This window comes from Mucilaginibacter sp. (genome assembly GCF_036383575.1).
In the GTDB taxonomy this organism is placed as follows: domain Bacteria; phylum Bacteroidota; class Bacteroidia; order Sphingobacteriales; family Sphingobacteriaceae; genus Mucilaginibacter.
Window position 1 is genome coordinate 1 of sequence record NZ_DASVOB010000081.1, and the last position, 17195, is coordinate 17195.

The 17195-nt window shown below is 45.3% G+C and carries 15 protein-coding genes; 12 read left to right on the top strand and 3 right to left on the bottom strand.

What is annotated here, in order from left to right; all coding sequences use genetic code 11:
- Nucleotides 1-157: 157 nt before the first annotated feature.
- Both VF500_RS02955 and VF500_RS02960 read right to left on the bottom strand, forming a co-directional pair.
- Nucleotides 158-769, bottom strand: coding sequence for a hypothetical protein (locus VF500_RS02955; protein ID WP_330858245.1), 612 nt, complete (start codon nt 767-769; stop codon nt 158-160).
- Between the two features lie 42 nt (nt 770-811).
- On the bottom strand, nt 812-1300 hold the full coding sequence (locus VF500_RS02960) for a hypothetical protein (protein ID WP_330858246.1): 489 nt from the start codon (nt 1298-1300) through the stop codon (nt 812-814).
- Between the two features lie 535 nt (nt 1301-1835).
- Here VF500_RS02960 and VF500_RS02965 point away from each other — a divergent pair.
- The 12 genes from VF500_RS02965 to VF500_RS03020 all read left to right on the top strand — a co-directional run bounded on the left by VF500_RS02965 (nt 1836) and on the right by VF500_RS03020 (nt 16076).
- Nucleotides 1836-2012, top strand: coding sequence for a hypothetical protein (locus tag VF500_RS02965; protein ID WP_330858247.1), 177 nt, complete (start codon nt 1836-1838; stop codon nt 2010-2012).
- Nucleotides 2009-2209, top strand: coding sequence for a hypothetical protein (locus VF500_RS02970; protein ID WP_330858248.1), 201 nt, complete (start codon nt 2009-2011; stop codon nt 2207-2209). The genes VF500_RS02965 and VF500_RS02970 overlap by 4 nt, the downstream gene beginning before the upstream one ends.
- On the top strand, nt 2202-3167 hold the full coding sequence (locus VF500_RS02975; RefSeq protein ID WP_330858249.1) for a sterol desaturase family protein: 966 nt from the start codon (nt 2202-2204) through the stop codon (nt 3165-3167). Before VF500_RS02970 ends, VF500_RS02975 begins: the two co-directional genes overlap by 8 nt.
- Nucleotides 3167-4312, top strand: coding sequence for a formylglycine-generating enzyme family protein (locus tag VF500_RS02980; RefSeq protein ID WP_330858250.1), 1146 nt, complete (start codon nt 3167-3169; stop codon nt 4310-4312). The genes VF500_RS02975 and VF500_RS02980 overlap by 1 nt, the downstream gene beginning before the upstream one ends.
- 196 nt (nt 4313-4508) lie before the next feature.
- A complete protein-coding gene (locus tag VF500_RS02985; RefSeq protein ID WP_330858251.1) occupies nt 4509-4685 on the top strand; it encodes a hypothetical protein in 177 nt (58 codons plus the stop codon).
- Nucleotides 4682-7771, top strand: a complete 3090-nt coding sequence (locus tag VF500_RS02990; RefSeq protein ID WP_330858252.1) for a TonB-dependent receptor — start codon at nt 4682-4684, stop codon at nt 7769-7771. The genes VF500_RS02985 and VF500_RS02990 overlap by 4 nt, the downstream gene beginning before the upstream one ends.
- Before the next feature lie 24 nt (nt 7772-7795).
- On the top strand, nt 7796-9352 hold the full coding sequence (locus VF500_RS02995; protein WP_330858253.1) for a RagB/SusD family nutrient uptake outer membrane protein: 1557 nt from the start codon (nt 7796-7798) through the stop codon (nt 9350-9352).
- Between the two features lie 172 nt (nt 9353-9524).
- Nucleotides 9525-10001, top strand: coding sequence for a hypothetical protein (locus tag VF500_RS03000; RefSeq protein ID WP_330858254.1), 477 nt, complete (start codon nt 9525-9527; stop codon nt 9999-10001).
- Nucleotides 10002-10013: 12 nt separating this feature from the next.
- Nucleotides 10014-11849, top strand: coding sequence for an arylsulfatase (locus VF500_RS03005; protein ID WP_330858255.1), 1836 nt, complete (start codon nt 10014-10016; stop codon nt 11847-11849).
- Between the two features lie 19 nt (nt 11850-11868).
- Nucleotides 11869-13749 carry an arylsulfatase gene (locus VF500_RS03010; RefSeq protein ID WP_330858256.1) on the top strand — a complete coding sequence of 627 codons (1881 nt, stop codon included), beginning with the start codon at nt 11869-11871 and terminating at the stop codon, nt 13747-13749.
- Nucleotides 13750-13751: 2 nt separating this feature from the next.
- Entirely contained in the window at nt 13752-14483 is a 732-nt protein-coding gene (locus tag VF500_RS03015; RefSeq protein ID WP_330858257.1) for a thioredoxin domain-containing protein, read from the top strand.
- Nucleotides 14484-14492: 9 nt separating this feature from the next.
- On the top strand, nt 14493-16076 hold the full coding sequence (locus VF500_RS03020) for an arylsulfatase (RefSeq protein ID WP_330858258.1): 1584 nt from the start codon (nt 14493-14495) through the stop codon (nt 16074-16076).
- A gap of 149 nt (nt 16077-16225) precedes the next feature.
- On the opposite strand, the gene VF500_RS03025 is transcribed toward VF500_RS03020, so the two are convergent.
- The coding region (locus tag VF500_RS03025; RefSeq protein WP_330858259.1) for a DNA topoisomerase at nt 16226-17195 on the bottom strand (970 nt) is incomplete at its 5' end.

Below are 17195 nucleotides of genomic sequence, written 5' to 3' on the forward strand. Positions count from 1 at the left end.
AGGGTTATACGGGGTGTGTAATTTGCCCTGTTTATTCCGCTAATATCTTACTTCTCATCGCAGAGCACGTCATCTCATTTTTTTTCAGGAGAATCCTGATGGTTACTCGCAATGACGTGATGGCAGGCATTGGAGCCCCTATGAAAAAACAGGCATACTACCTCCTCATCGCAATATTTTCATGCACCCATCTAACCTCATCCTGCGGCGTAACTTTATCTACGGTGCTGCTCACCCTACTAAATGTAGCCGCCGGGAAATCATAAGGTTTGCTATCGTCAAAAAACGAGCCTACAACGCCTAAGATCCATACGTATTCGGTAGCCCAGTGGGGCGGATTAACCCGGTACTTAAATACTTCGTAATGTATAAAGTTGCCTCGCCCGTTAAGATCAATGGTAACACGTTTAATGTATTCTATTTCATCGGGACAAGCATCCAGCTCGGTAGGAAACTCCAGCCATTGGGCCAGTGAACTTTCGGCTCCTTTAATAAGTGTATGGTATTCTTCGGGAAACAAGTGCAGTTCGCCAAGCTCTTTTAAATACAAAAAGGTATCATAACGGGTAAGCAGGTTTTGCGCAAATGGCAATACATCTTCGGCGGTTAAGCCGGCGGTGCTTTCCGCCTTTTTATAAAGTGGTAAGATCCTGGCCGATCGTTCCAGCTCCAGTTTCTTGCTTTTCTTTTTAACATCAAACAGCCTGAACGCTGCAAATGCTGTAATGAAAACGATAATGGTAATTACAATAAGGGTAGTTATATCCATAATGGTATGAATATAAGATTTTATGTGAATGAGATATCAAATTTATCGTGTTACCAAAGGAAAATCCACACTTAACGTTTTACCCGCCGCCGGAGCAGTTACAGCTAAAACCCTGTCATCCTTATTGATGGCGCCATCCATGTTAACATCCTGGTAATGATCACCGCCTACGGTTGCCGGGGGAGTCTGCACCGGCCAGTTATTGATCTCTTGCTGTGAAGTAAATACACCAACTTTAATAAACGAAGCAATTGTTGGATCGATCACCTGGTTGTCGCTCGTGTAGTGGTACAGGTAATAAATTTTGCCGGGTATAACAGAGAAGCTAAGCTGCCCGTTGGCATCGCTTATTGCTGATAAGGTATCTTTTCCGGGATAGATCCGGGTCTGATCAGACAAGATAGAAATGTAAACATTTGATTTTGCCGAACTTGATTTTACATTTACAATGATCCGGGCTTTTCCGCCATCCTTTTTACAGGCAGAAAACAATAACACAACTGATAAAATAGTAAAGAGTTTATTACGCATGATACTTTGTAAATAAGGCGGGGCTAAATTAGTAAAATAGGGGAAAAGACAAGCACTGCGTTATAAAAGGGTTTAGACGCGTATCATCTTCATCTACATGAAAATGGAAGGCTAATACAGCGATTTATTTCATTTTTACCCCCGTTTTGTTGTAAAAATCACTTGATTATATAAAAAATGAATTTACTTATATAATTTCTATAGAATTAGTAGTATTTATCAAATCTTTTTTTACATTTGCCTCAGAAAATTAATCACAATAATCAAATCACTTAAAAGCACCCACCATGCAACCCGAACTTTTACCTAAATACGGCCTTGCTAATTATCAGTTAACTGCTGCTGCTTTTACTTCTTGTTGTTATTCTTGTTGCTGCTGTTAAGGCTGCATAACAAGGGTTGATCCCTTCTCTATGATTGTGCACTGATTGTACTGTATCCAAATTTTTCAATTCATTACATTATTTACCGGGCGTTGCAGCTTTGTGCGGATTGCTGTGCTTGCCTGTATTGTTAATCACTTAATAAGTTCATTATGACCATTAACGACGTTTCCCTCATCGGGAAAAAGGTATTGGTAGGCGTTATTGTAACCCTGATACCTTTTATCATCATTTTCGGCGGGCTGTGGCTGGGCCGTAAGCTTTTAGAAAAAGGCCCTGCAACCAAAACGGCACAAATTGTTCAACCTCAAAAAAACAGCCCATCATGAAATTAGAACAAGCAACTAAAGTACAGATAGCAAAAAACGCTTTGCTGAGTTTGCTGCTATACATACTGCCCATTGTGCTCATGTTCGGCACTTTTGCCATTACCGGCCAACGTCCATGGGAAAAGAAACAGCAACATAAACAGCAAATCACTCCAAAAAGTAAAAGTGTAAACCCTCAATCACAAGACAATGATTAACCAGATAAAACAAATAATAGAAAACCTTAACGGCTACGGATTTTCCGTTTTGGTGCTCGTACTTGGTGTATTGGAATTTTCGTTCGGCCTGTACAAAAAACGCTGGAACAAGAACGAAAAATGGGTGGATATCGCCTGCTTTACCATCCCTAAACTGGTGGTAAAACCACTGGTAGCTTATTATGGATTAAAAGTGTTGCCAGCTATATTGCCAGGATTAAAAAATACTTTTGACTGGGTCCCGTTTTTCTGGGGATTCATTATCATAGCTGTAGCTGATGACCTTACTCAATACTGGTATCACCGTTTGCACCACCAGGTGCCGTGGTTATGGCGTTTTCACCGTACGCATCACTCAGCATCATACATGGGTATGGCTATGGCCAGCAGGCAAAATATCATTTACACTATTTTCTTTTCACAAACCTATTTAACAACGGCTTTGGTTTACCTTGGTTTGGGCATCCCTGCTGTAGTGGTAAAAGGCATTAAAGGAACTATTACCACGCTGGCGCATTCAAGCATCCCCTGGGACAAACCTTTTTACCAATACAAAATATTACACCCGCTGGCCTGGGCATTGGAGCGTACCATATCAACACCTGCAACGCACCACGCACACCACGCAGCTACTACCGATGATGGAGTAGGCTATTACAAAGGCAACTTTGGTAACATGTTTTTTTGGTGGGACGTAATTTTCGGAACGGCGCATATTTCACGCCAATACCCTAAAGCTTATGGCATATCACATTATGAAGGTGACCAATGGTACGCGCAATTAGCCTGGCCAATATTTAAATCAAAAGTACCCGGAAGTGAGCTTGCTGCCGATGGCCCGATGATTAAAGATGATGTTCCATTGCAACCTCATCAACTGTACCGTCCGGATAAAGTAGAAGAGCCTGTTGTTGAACAAGTTGATGCAGCATTTCAATTACAACCTGTTAAAGCATAATGAACAAAATTGTACTTATACTTTTTAGTGTAGCGTGGCTTGCTTCATGCAGGCAGCCGGAGAAACCAAAGGCGATTATTGCGGTAGCCAGGGTTCCCGATACTAAAAAGAAGGTTTGCTGCGAATCAAATATTCCCGGCAGGTTTAAAACAGCAGGGCTAAGCGGTGCGGCGCTTTCCCTGCCCGATACCGGCAATAATACCCAGGCCAGCCATGCGGGGATGGCTTGGGTGCCGGCCGGATCTTTTAGGATGGGGGCCGATAATCAGCAGGCCGAACCGGATGAATATCCTAAACATGATGTAACTGTTGATGGTTTCTGGATTGATAAAACAGAAGTGACCAACGCTCAGTTTGAAAAGTTTGTTAAAGCAACAGGTTATATCACTACTGCCGAACGCAAGCCCGATTGGAACGAGCTCAAAAAACAAATGCCGCCAGGCACCGAAAAACCTGCCGATAGTTTACTGGTAGCTGCATCGCTGGTATTTGTACCGGCTAATAAACCGGTTAATCTCAACGATTACAGCCAATGGTGGGAGTGGAAAACAGGTGCTAACTGGAAACACCCACACGGGCCGGGCAGCGATATTAAAGGTAAAGGCAATTACCCGGTGGTGCAGGTTTCATGGTTCGATGCTGTGGCTTACAGTAAATGGGCCGGTAAACGTTTACCAACCGAAGCCGAATGGGAGCGTGCGGCCAGGGGCGGACTTGAAGACAAAATTTACCCATGGGGTAACGAAAAAGTGAACGAAGGACAGCCCAAGGCCAATACCTGGGAGGGGAGTTTCCCCTATAAAAACACGCAGCGTGATCATTATTATTACTTAGCACCGGTTAGCTCATTTGCACCAAACGGTTATGGCCTGTATGATATGGCTGGCAATGTATGGGAATGGTGTGCCGATCTGTACAATAACAACTATTACAAAACGCTGAACAATCCGGCGGGAGTTAAAAATCCAAAAGGTGCTTCAAAATCATATGATCCGGACGAACCTTATGCCATAAAGAGGGTTGTACGGGGCGGTTCATTTCTATGTAACGACAGCTATTGTTCCGGCTACCGCGTATCGCGGCGGATGAAAACTACCGAAGATAGCGGCATGGAACACCTCGGTTTTCGTTGTGTTAGCAATTAATATTATACCCCTAAAAAATAAACAATTGATCTGCCTGTTTTGACAGGTATAACCGGAAAGGAACATGAAAAAGTAAACAATTACACAATTCAAATAAGGGAAAAGCAAAGCTTTTCCCCAAATCATTAAAACAACGAAACAGGGATCGATTGGCGTTGAGCCTGTTTCAATTGAGTCATTTTAATTATCCAAATTTATGCAAAATATTGCAAATGCAGGGATTGGCTATGCGTTGCCTTTTCCGCTGCACGCAACTGTTTTTACGTTGCAAATTATTGGGGATGCTTTTCATCCGCAGCAATTACACAGTCCGTTCAATGCGGTAGCTGATCAATTGTCAGGTTTTTCATCTTTTAAAAACCTGTCGACATGAAAAAACTGCTGTTAATCCCATTCCTGCTGCTTATCGGGTTTCCGTTGTTAACCAACGCGCAGCAAACCCAACCCCTCATCAATTCGCATTTGGTTGGTCGTGTAATAGATAGCGCAACCCGCGAGCCATTGCCCGGCGCTGTTGTTAAGATCCAGGGAACCACGCACGTGGTCTCAACAGATATTGAAGGTAAATTCAGCTTTATAACCGGTCAAAAATTTCCTTATAAGCTTATCATAACCTTTACAGGTTACGAAAAAAAGGAGTTTATTGCCGATGGCAGCCCCGTTGAAATTAAACTTAAAGATGCCCAAACCCAGTTAAACCAAGTGGTTGTAGTGGGTTATGGTACGCAAAAACGTAAGGATATCACCGGTTCGGTAGCTTCAGTCCCAGCACTGGCTTTAAAACAACCTGTTCCCTCTCTCGATAGGGCTTTGCAGGGCTCAGTTTCGGGTATCCAGGTAACGCAGGCCACCGGGCAACCGGGCGCAGGTGTAACCGTACAGGTACGCGGCGTAAACTCTATCAATGCCGTTGCCGAACCATTGTATGTAATAGATGGTTTTCCCACTTCAAACAGCAACTCATTGACTGATGCAGGCGTAGCTAACGGTCCTAAGATCAATCCGCTGGCCTCTATCAATACCTCTGACATTGAAAGCATCGAGGTTTTAAAAGATGCTTCGGCCACAGCTATTTACGGTACACGCGGTGCAAATGGTGTTATCATCATCACCACTAAAAAGGGTAAAGCCGGTGTATCTTCTATTAATTACGATGGTAGCTTCGGCAGGCAGGAAGTGATCAAAACTTTATCCCTGCTCAATACCCCGCAATGGGAAGCTTTGCGTAATGATGCTTTGGTGAACACAGGTAAAACCGCCCAAACCGAAGCTCAACTTAATCCCTACAATGCCAACACCGACTGGCAGGGTGCAGCTTTCCGTAAAGCAAACTCGCAAAATCATAGTCTCTCAATATTTTCAGGTACCGAACGTACCAGGCTTGCTTTTTCAGGTAATTACTTTAAACAGGACGGGATACTGCAAAATACCAATTTTGAGCGTTATGCAGGCCGTGTAAACGTAGAGCACGATTATAATGATAAATTCAAGATCTCGTCGTACATCACTGGTAGCCGCACCAACGCGCAGATAGCGCCGGCGGGTGTTGTTCCGGCCATTTTGTTGATGACACCGACTACGCCTGTTTATAATGCCGATGGATCGTTTTTTATCAAAAACGTATTTGAGGGTACCTACGGCAACCCGATCAATACGCTGTATAATCAAACCAACACCACCACTACAAGTCGCGTTTTGGGCAATATAGCAGGCGATTACAAGATCACCGAAAATCTTACTGCAAGGGTATTGGCCGGTATTGATATTATCGACAATAAACAAAACCGGTATCTGCCTTCTACTGTTTATGAAGGCTCGGGCTACTCTGGACTTGGTGAAGTTGGCACGCTGAACTCCTTCAACTGGCTTAATGAGAATACGCTTACCTACAACAAAAAATTTGGCAAGCATTCACTGAACGTATTAGCGGGTTTTACCCAGCAGCAATTTAAAGCCGAGGGTTCTATCAATGGGGCATCAGGTTTTGTGAGTGATTATGATACTTTCAATAATCTTGGCTCAGGTAGTGTTACCTCCGTATCAGGAAGTGGTTTTGCTATAGCACCATCTACATCGTCAAATATCTGGGCGTTAAAATCGTACCTCGGGCGTATTAACTATGGTTTCAACAGCAAATATCTGTTGACCTTGACACTTCGTGCCGATGGTTCGTCAAAATTTGCTCCCGGCCATCAGTGGGCATCGTTCCCTTCTGCCGCAGTAGCATGGAATGCATCAAGTGAGGACTTTCTGAAAAATGTTACCGCTATCAGCCAGTTAAAGTTACGCTTTAGTGCTGGCCAAACCGGTAACAGCGATATTCCTGCTTATCAATCCTATTCACAATTGGGTTACTATCGTTATAATTTCGGTAACTCTACAGTCGCAGGTTTTGCGCCGAACAGTCTGTACAATCCAAACCTAACCTGGGAAAAAACCAGTCAGTATGATTTTGGTTTCGACCTTAGTTTGTTTAAAGACAGGATCAGCGTAACGGCCGATATCTATTACAAAAAAACCACCAACCTGCTACTTTACCTGCCATTGCCTGCTACAAGCGGTTTAACTATCATTACCAATACCGCCATTACCAACCCGCAACAGTATGAAAACGTGGGTTCGGTACAGAACAAAGGTTTCGAGCTTGGCATAAGCTCACGCAACCTGACCGGTGGCTTTGTTTGGAATACGAATCTGGTGTTTGCAGTTAACAGGAACAAAGTGTTGAGCCTTGGCGGTAACGGGGTTAATCAGTTCATTCCTGACTCATCACTGCCATCCATCATTAAAGTTGGCGAGCCTATAGGTTCATTCATCGGGTATAAAACCAATGGGTTGATCCAGCCGGGTGGCCCGGTACTTACACCGGCAGCTAATACGCAACCAGGTGCTCAAAACTACCAGGATATCAATGGTGATGGCAAAATAACACAGGTAGCCGATAGGGTGATCCTTGGCAATTCGCAGCCTAAATTTACCGGTGGTATTACCAATACGTTTTCGTTCAAGGGTGTCGATTTAAGTGTGTTCTTACAGGGATCATACGGCAATAAAATTTACAATCAGCAAAGGGCTGTGTTAGAGCTGGGTACCGGTTATACCAATGCTACAACCACTTTGCTTAACCGCTATACACCAACAAACACCAATACCGATGTTCACAGCGCATACCAGGATCCGGCTGCAACTATATCCGATAGATTTGTTGAGAACGGCTCATACCTGCGCCTTAAAAGCCTCAGCTTAGGTTATACCTTCCCGCAATCGGTACTTTCAAGGTCGCCTATCAAGAAGATCAGGATCTACGCTAATGCGCAAAACCTGGCTACCTGGACCAAGTATACCGGTTACGATCCGGAGGTGAGCAGCAACGAGCAATCGGCAATTACATCGGGAGTAGATAACGGGGCGTATCCTAACAACAAATCATTTATTGTGGGTATAGGTATAACCCTATAGCCGATAACCTTTGATTTTTTTAACATGAAAACAAAAAATATTAAATACTTCATTATACTGGCTGCCCTTGGTGCCGCATCGTGCGCCAAGCTCAAGGAAGACCCTCGGTCATTTATCCCGGCAAGCCAGTTTTACAAAACCCAGGCCGATGCCGTTGCTGCTGTTACTGCTGTTTATTCATTGCTGAATGGCGGCGCCAATACAGTTCAAACACCTTATAATACCCTTTTTAACACGGGTATGAATTTTATGGGCGACGATGAAGGCCCGGGGCCAGGCGCTACCAACGCCGACGTTCGTTCACAGTCGGTATTGGGGCATTCGGCATCAGGCCTGCGCATTTTGCAGATCTGGCAGCAACATTACGCGGCAATTAAAAAGGCTAATATTGCTATCGATACCATCCCAGATATAAAATTTGATGCCACGCTGAATAAACGGCTGGTGGCTGAGTCCAAGTTTTTAAGGGCATTGTATTACTTTAACCTGGTAAGGCTTTATGGCGATGTGCCTTTGGTACTGCATGATCAAACTTCTATTAACCTATCCGATCTGCAGTTGCCGCGTACCGCTGCCGCTACAGTTTATGCGCAAATTGAAACTGATTTGACCAGTGCTGCTGCCGATTTGCCAAACAGTTATACAGGCGCTGATGTTGGCAGGGCTACCGCCGGTGCAGCAAATTCGTTATTGGCTAAGGTTTATCTTACCGAGCGTAAATGGGATAAAGCTGTAACCCAGGCCGAAACTGTGATCAATGGCCCGTACGGATATGACCTGGCTACTAACTATGCCGATGTATTTTTGCCTGCAAGTAAAAACGGTAAGGAGCACATTTTTTCGGCACAGTTTAAATCAAACTCGCAGGGGCAAGGTAATAACCAGGCTCCGCGATCAATATTGAACGGTATACCCGGTATAGTGGGCAGCTACGCCGATCAGGTTGTGTTTTACTCGGTACCTGATGCTACCAAACCCAACGGCGTAGATAAGTTTTTCAGTATTTATAAACTATATCCGGCTAACGATAAACGCAAACGTGTAAGTTTTGTAACCCGCTTTCAAAGCCCTACAACTAATCTGTGGTATGGTAAGCTGAATGACGCGACCATCGCTAACGATTCGATCCCTTTCTTTAATAAATACTTTGATCCAAGTGTTGTCGCTAACGAATCAGAATCAGGTGCTAATGTATCTATCATTCGTTTCTCGGATGTATTGTTGATCCATGCAGAAGCCGAGAATGAACTGAACGGGCCAACAGTCAAAGCTTATACATCCATCAACCGAGTAAGGAAACGTGCAGGGCTTGATGATCTTTCCGGGCTTGACCAGGCATCCTTTCGTACTGCAGTTTATTTGGAACGGAGGCTGGAGTTTGTATTTGAATACCAGCGCTGGTTTGATCTGATCCGTGAACGGGATGCATCCGGGAATGGCATATTGGAGGTAAGCCTGCTCAAAGTTGGCAAAACCAATGTAAGCAAAGGCGCAGCAGGTAAATTCTATCTGTTCCCGATACCACAGCAGGAAATTGATAATAGTAATGGTAAGCTTACTCAAAACCCTGGATGGCAATAGAAGCTGATGAACTGAGCGATGCGGGCAATGGCCTGCGCGATTCCCCTCTTGAGAGGGGTGGAGGGGTGTGTTACTCTATAGGCGACTTATCGCTCGTACAACACACCCCTGCCAACGCTCTGTCCTTCGCGCCCTCTCAATAGGGGAGCAAAGAATTTTAAAAGCAATATCTATGAAAAAGATAACAATGTTCCTACTCATCCTGGCCGGGCTCGCTGGCAGGGTATCAGCACAAAGTGCGCCTATCGAAAGCGGCTCACACGGCATAGACCCTCGGGTAAGTGCTGCTGTTTTTCAGGTGCTTGACGAATACATGGCCACCTTTAATGCCAAAGACCTTAAGGGATGGGAGGATACCTACCAGTTTCCGCATTACAGATTGGCTGGCGGCAAAATGTCGGTACTGGAGAAGGCCGGTTTGCGTGATTCTGTTAAAGTATTTGGCGAGCTGCAAAAAGCAGGGTGGGACCACAGCCAGTGGGACCATCGAAATATTGTACAGGCATCGGCCGATAAAGTACACGTTGATACCCGCTTTTCACGCTTCCGGGCTGATGGCAGCCTTATCGGGCATTATGAATCACTATACATATTAACCAAAGAAAACGGTCGCTGGGGCGTAAAGTTCCGCTCCAGCTATGCCGAATAAACCTACATGCAGATGAAAACAAAAAAAATAACATTGTTCCTGTCGCTTGGCTTGCTCGCAGCATTTACAGCCAAAGCGCAAAACGGACAATCACCGGCATTTGGCGGTACGGTGGGAAAAACGCTTGATGATTCGAAGGAGTGGTGGCCCGAGCCTCATAAAGCGCCCGCCGGCGCGCCAAACGTATTGTGGATCATTTTAGATGATGTTGGCTTTGGCGCTACAAGCACCTTTGGCGGCATCATCAAAACCCCCAATTTTGATACGCTGGCCAATAACGGTCTGCGTTACACCAATTTCCACACGGCAGGCATCTGCGCGCCAACGCGATCGGCTTTATTAACCGGGCGTAATCACCATTACGTTCATGAAGGCGGATTTTCGCATGTAACTATGTCGGCCGGTTTTCCGGGTTATGATGGGCGCATCCCTTCAGATAAAGGTACTATTGCCGAGATCCTGCGTGAAAATGGTTACAATACCTTTGCTGTAGGCAAATATGGGTTAACACCGGATGAGGACGCTACCGATGCCGGTCCGTTTGACCGTTGGCCTACAGGCAAAGGCTTTGATCATTTCTTCGGTTTTTTAGGTTCGGCTACCGATCAGTACAAACCCGACCTGGTGGAGGACAACGCCCACGTAACCCCGGATGGCCGTCACCTCACCGATCAGATCACGGACAAGGCGATATTTTATTTAACCCGCCAGCACAAAGTGGCACCTGATAAACCATTCTTTTTATACTATGCGCCAGGCGCTACACACTCTCCTCACCAGGTGGCAAAGGAGTGGAGCGACCTGTACAAAGGCCAGTTTGACAGCGGCTGGGACGATTTCAGGGAGAAGGTGATCGCGAGGCAAAAGCAATTGGGCATTATACCAAGCTACGCCAAATTGCCTGAGCGCAATACACGCATTCCGGCATGGAAATCATTGCCTGATGCCGAGAAGAAGTTGTATGCCCGTTTCATGGAGGTTTACGCAGGATATTTGACCTATACCGATCATGAAGTTGGCAGGCTCATCAATCACCTGAAGCAAAGCGGTCAGCTGGATAATACGCTGGTGTTTGTGATCATTGGTGATAACGGTGCAAGTAAAGAAGGTACGGTTCACGGTGTTATCAATCCTAAAAAGAACTCGCCCAAACTGGCTACCGAAGAAGCTTTTCTGAAAACCAATATCGAGGATATTGACGATATCGGTACGCCGCAGGCCAGCACCAACTACCCACTGGGTTGGGCACAGGCGGCCAATACACCATTCAAATACTGGAAACAGGATGCTAACTCGGAAGGCGGTACACGTAACCCGCTGATCGTTTATTATCCTAAAGGTATTAAGGACAAAGGCACCATCCGCACCCAATATGGTCACGTGATTGACGTGCTGCCTACCACGCTCGAATACACTGGTATTAAGCTGCCTGAATATATCCGTGGCATTAAACAGGATACTTTGCAGGGTACTTCATTGGTGTATTCATTTGATCACCCAGAAGCAAAATCAAAACATGTTTTGCAGCACTATTACATTTTTGGTTCGAGATCGATTTATAGTGATGGCTGGAAGGCCGAAGCCGCACATCATCCGGATAACGTAGAACTGGGCGATTTTAAAGTTGGGCAGAACGTACCAGATAAAAGCTTTGATGAGGATACCTGGGAACTATACAACCTGAACGAGGATTTCAATGAACGCATTGATCTCGCCAAAAAATATCCTGAGAAGTTAAAGGAGCTGAAGGCTGTTTTTGAAGCGCAAGCACAAAAGAACCACCTGTATCCTTTTATCGACTGGTATGATGTTTATCACCAGCGCATCCATAAAAACTATAAAAAGTAACCAATAAACCATTTTCATTATGAAATACGCTTATCAACGAATTGTCGCCTTATCGGCAATAGCCGTAGCGTTCAGTGTGCCTGCCTTTGCGCAATTGCCGCAGGTTAAGGTGACGCCCGCTAATATAGCGCCCATCGATCCCGCCAATTACAAGGGTGTGGAAGGCAAAACACTTGCTGAATCAAAAGAGTGGTGGAACAAACCACTCAAAGCCCCCAAAGGTGCTCCTAACGTAGTTTGGATCTTACTTGATGACGTAGGCTTCGGCGCATCGGGAACTTTTGGCGGCCTCATCAGCACACCAAATTTTGACACGCTGGCTAACAACGGTTTGCGCTATACTAATTTCCATACCGCTGGCATTTGCGCACCTACACGTTCGTCGCTGCTTACGGGGCGCAACCATCATTATGTACACATGGGTAATTTTGCCCATGCCTCAACTGCTGCCGGTTTCCCTGGCTATGATGGTCGGATCCCACCGGACAAAGGAACCATTGCCGAAGCTTTACGTGCTAATGGCTACAGTACTTTTGCCGTTGGAAAATGGGGAGTAACACCTGATGAGGATACCACTGCCGTTGGTCCGTTTGATCGCTGGCCTACCGGTAAGGGTTTTGATCATCACTTCGGATTCCTGGAATCGGCTACCGATCAGTATAACCCGCCGCATTTAGTTGAAGATAATTTCCATATTAAACCCGATGGCCGTAACCTGAATGAGCAGATCACCGATAAAGCTATAGCTTATATTGATGCGGCACATAAGGCGGCACCCGATCAGCCTTTCTTTTTATACTATGCACCGGGAGCTACCCACGCACCTCACCAGGTAAGCCACGAATGGAGCGACCTGTACAAAGGCAAGTTTGATGAGGGCTGGGATGTATACCGTGAAAAAGTATTTGAAAACCAGAAAAAGGCCGGCTATATCCCTGCTTATGCCAAATTGCCCGAGCGTAATGAACGGATCAAGGCCTGGAACAGCCTGCCAGCCGATCAGAAGAAACTATACGCCCGTTTCATGGAAGTTTATGCAGGTTATCTAACCTACATCGACCACCAGGTGGGCCGCGTGATCAGTTATCTGAAAGCTTCGGGCCAGTTTGATAATACATTGGTTTTTGTGATGATAGGGGATAATGGTGCCAGCAAGGAAGGAACTGTGCACGGTGTTATCAATCCAAAAAACTCGGCAGCAACCACACTTGAAGCCGATTACATCAAAAAGAATGAAAGTGATTACGAAACCATCGGCACGCCCGAAGCTTCAACTAACTACCCGTTAGGATGGGCACAGGCAGCAAATACACCATTTAAGTACTGGAAATCGGACGCTGATGCCGAAGGGGGGACCCACAACCCGCTTATTGTTTATTATCCAAAACTGATCACCGAAAAAGGTGGTATCCGTACACAATACAGCCATGTTTCGGATATTTTCCCAACCACTATTGAGGCGGCAGGCTTAAAACTGCCGGAGTATGTTAAAGGCATTAAACAGGATACTTTGCAGGGTAAATCGCTGTTCAGCTCGTTTAACAATGCACAGGCGAAATCACTGCATACGCAGCAGTACTATTACATTTTCACTTCAAGGTCTATTTACAAAGATGGCTGGAAGGCCGAAGCGGCACACCGCCCAGATAATGTGGACCTGTTGAACTTCCCGAAAGAGAAGACCATCCCTGAGCGTAATTATGATAAGGATGTTTGGAAGCTCTATAACTTGAACGAGGATTTTAACGAGCGTGTTGACCTTGCTAAAAAATACCCTGAAAAGTTAAAAGAACTGAAAGACCTGTTTGATGCTGAGGCTAAAAAGAACCACATCTATCCATTTATTGACAGGGACGACATCAACAACAAAAGGATCCATAAACTCGAAAACAACAATTAATCATGAAAAACTTAAAAATTGTATTACTGGCACTGCTGGTAGTTTTCACCGGCGAAGTGAAAGCACAATCACCTGCTTTATTATCGCTCGAAGCTTTTGCGGCTAAACTGAAACAGGCAAAAGAGCCGCAGATCCTGGATGCCCGTTCGGCAGAGGAATTTGTTCAGAACCATATTAAAGGCGCTGTAAACGTTGATGCCAAAGCAACAGATTATCAGCAAAAGCTGGATGGTTTGGATAAGAATAAACCAACCTTTGTGTACTCGATAGCTAACGGCCGCAGTACAGTGCTTTCACGCGAGTTACGTGCTAAAGGGTTTACAAATGTGGAGGAACTGCCCGGCGGTTTAGCTAACTGGATCGGTTCGGGTTATCCGATTATTTCTACTACCAAAAAGGGCGTTTCCTTGTCGAAAGCTCAGTTTAATGAGCTGGCCGCTTCATCATCATTGGTGTTGGTTGATTTTGGGTCGAGGTATTGCGGGGCCTGCAAAAAATTAGTACCGGTACTTGATTCGCTCAAAGCAAATTCTGCCTTTACGCCTAAGGTGATTAGCATTGAGGTTTATGATAATACCAACTTAGCTAAAGAGTTAAAAGTTAATGTGCTGCCAACGCTGGTGCTGTATAAAAACGGCAAAGAAGTTTGGAAAAAGCAGGGCTTTTCGTCGACCGCACAAGTTGAGGCTGTTGCCGAACAGGCCAAAACCGGTTTGGCTGCAAGTGGTAAATAAATCACAGCCATGCTAAAAAATATCTGCTACTTACTCATCGCTATATTTAACATGAGGCCTGCATTAGCGCAGGCCCCTAAACAAAAGCCCAATATCGTCATCATTTTAGCCGACGATATGGGCTTTTCTGATATCGGTTCCTTTGGCTCCGAGATCAACACACCCAATATCGATAGGCTTGCCCGTGAGGGCCTGAAGATGACACAGTTTTACAATGCCGGCAGATGCTGCCCCTCGCGTGCGGCATTGCTAACCGGACTGTACCCGCACCAGGCCGGTGTTGGTGATATGGTAAAATATAAAGGATCGCCTGCATACCAGGGATATTTGAATGAACACAGCGCTACTATTGCCGAGTTACTGAAAGATGAGGCCGGTTATAATACCATTGTATCCGGCAAATGGCATGTTGGCTTGCAAAAATCTGCTCTGGCCTATAACCGAGGGTTTGATCAGTCTTTTACCATGCTGAATAATGGCAGCAGCTATTTTAATTCGGCTCCCTTATATAATGATGGCAGCAAGATCACCTTTATGCTCAACGATAATGAGATCACCCGCAGCGATACTTCAAAATATTTGACGCAGGCCATTACTGATTTCGCTGTAAAATCATTAGATGAGATCAAAGGTCAGCAAAAGCCTTTCTTTATGTATGTGGCTTATAACGCCCCGCACTGGCCCATTCAGGCCCTACCTGAGGATATCGCAAAGTTTAAAGGCCAATACCTTAAAGGCTGGGATGCGTTGCGTAAACAGCGCTATGAAAAACAGCTGGCTACCGGTATCATTAAAAAAGAATGGCAGCTATCGGCACGGGATAGACGTGCACCGGCATGGGAATCGCTTTCTCCCGAAGAAAAGGATAAATGGGATACACGTATGGCTATTTATGCCGCCATGGTTTACCGGATGGATGCTTGCATAGGTGAGATTATAGCGAAACTGAAACAGTTAGGAAAGGATAAAAATACCATCATCCTGTTTGCATCAGACAATGGCGGTAGCGCCGATGAAGTGAAGAGCCTGCCAACAGTAATACAAAAGAACGGAACTCCCGGATCTGTAAACTCAATTGATAGCTATGAGATTCCATGGGCAAACCTAAGCAATACGCCGTTTAAGCTGTTTAAACGTAATACGCACGAAGGCGGTATTGCAACACCACTTATTGCCTGGTATCCGGGACATATCAAAGCCGGAAGCAGCAATAACAGTCCGGGGCATTTGATCGATCTGATGCCTACTTGTCTTGATATCGCAGGTATTAGTTATCCAACTCAATTTAAAAACAGGCAATTAACACCGTTGGCCGGTATCAGTTTGCTCGATGCCTTTAAAAGGAAATCGTATACCGGTAATAAAACTTTGTTTTGGGAGCATGAAGGCAGCCGGGCCATAAGAAAAGGCCAATGGAAATTGGTTGCCGAAATTGGCGAGCCCTGGGAATTATATGATCTGGAAGCTGATCGCTCTGAAATAAACAACCTTGCTGCTAAGTATCCCGATAAAGTAAAAGCGCTTGAAGCGGAGTATCTTGCCTGGGCTGAAAAGGTTGGCGTTGTTGATTGGAATACGATTAAAGGGTTGTAGAAATTGTTTATCAATTAAAAACCATGTCATTGCGAGGTACGAAGCAATCGCACGGAAGCATAGTCGCCCTGTATAGCAAGCGATTGCCACGTCGCGCCTCTGCTCATTTCCGTTTCGCTCCTCGCAATGACATGGTTTAATTAGGTTCCTTAAGCGCTCACTTTAACCCCTGTTGTTGCCACAGCTGGTATTTTTAATGATTTACCCTGAGCCAGCAGCTCGGTAGTAATAGCACGGGTATAGGTTTTGATCTCGTTTTGGAAATCAGTCACCGAGGCACCTGAACGGATCTCTTCGAGGCGTTTTTCCCATGTTCCGGTAAGTTCAGCCTGGGCTATTTGTTGATTTTTTACTACTTCGTAAACGGCGATACCGGTAGGAGTAGGTACCAGATTTTTCTTTTCCCTGATAATGTAATTGCGTTTAAGCAGGGTTTCAATGATGGCAGCTCGTGTTGCCGGGGTGCCGAGGCCGCTGTCTTTCATGGCATAGCGTAGCTCTTCATCATCAATTTCCTTACCGGCTGTTTCTAACGCTTTAAGCAATGTTGCTTCGTTATACAAGGGTCGTGGTTTGGTTTGCTTTTCGAGCAACGCTTTGGCTGTTATTGGGAGATTTTCGCCCTGAACAACTTTTGGTAGGGTGGCGTTCTCTTCGTCTTTTTTATCGTCTTCCTTATCATTGAAAACGGCGCGCCATCCGGCGGTGTGGATCACTGTTCCGCTGGCGTTAAATTTGGCGCCTGATTGCACCACAATTTTGGTGACCTCCTTGATACAGTCCTGGTGAAAAGCTTCAAGCATCCGGCCGGCCACCATATCATAAATAGCCTGCTGATCGGCCGAAAGTTGATGCGGTGTTTCGCCTGTTGTAAGTACGGCATGGTGATCCGTTACTTTCTTGGCATTAACACTGCGTTTATTTAATGTGGCAGTGCCCAGTGCAATGGCTTGTTTACCAAAAAGAGGGTGTTGTTCCAGCTTTTCAATCAGTGCAGGTACGCCTGCAAAAACGTCATCGCCAATATAGCGGCTGCCGGTACGGGGGTAGGTAACCAGTTTATTTTCGTACAGGTTTTGGAGGATGTTAAGTGTTTGATCGGCAGTAAAACCTTTGCGT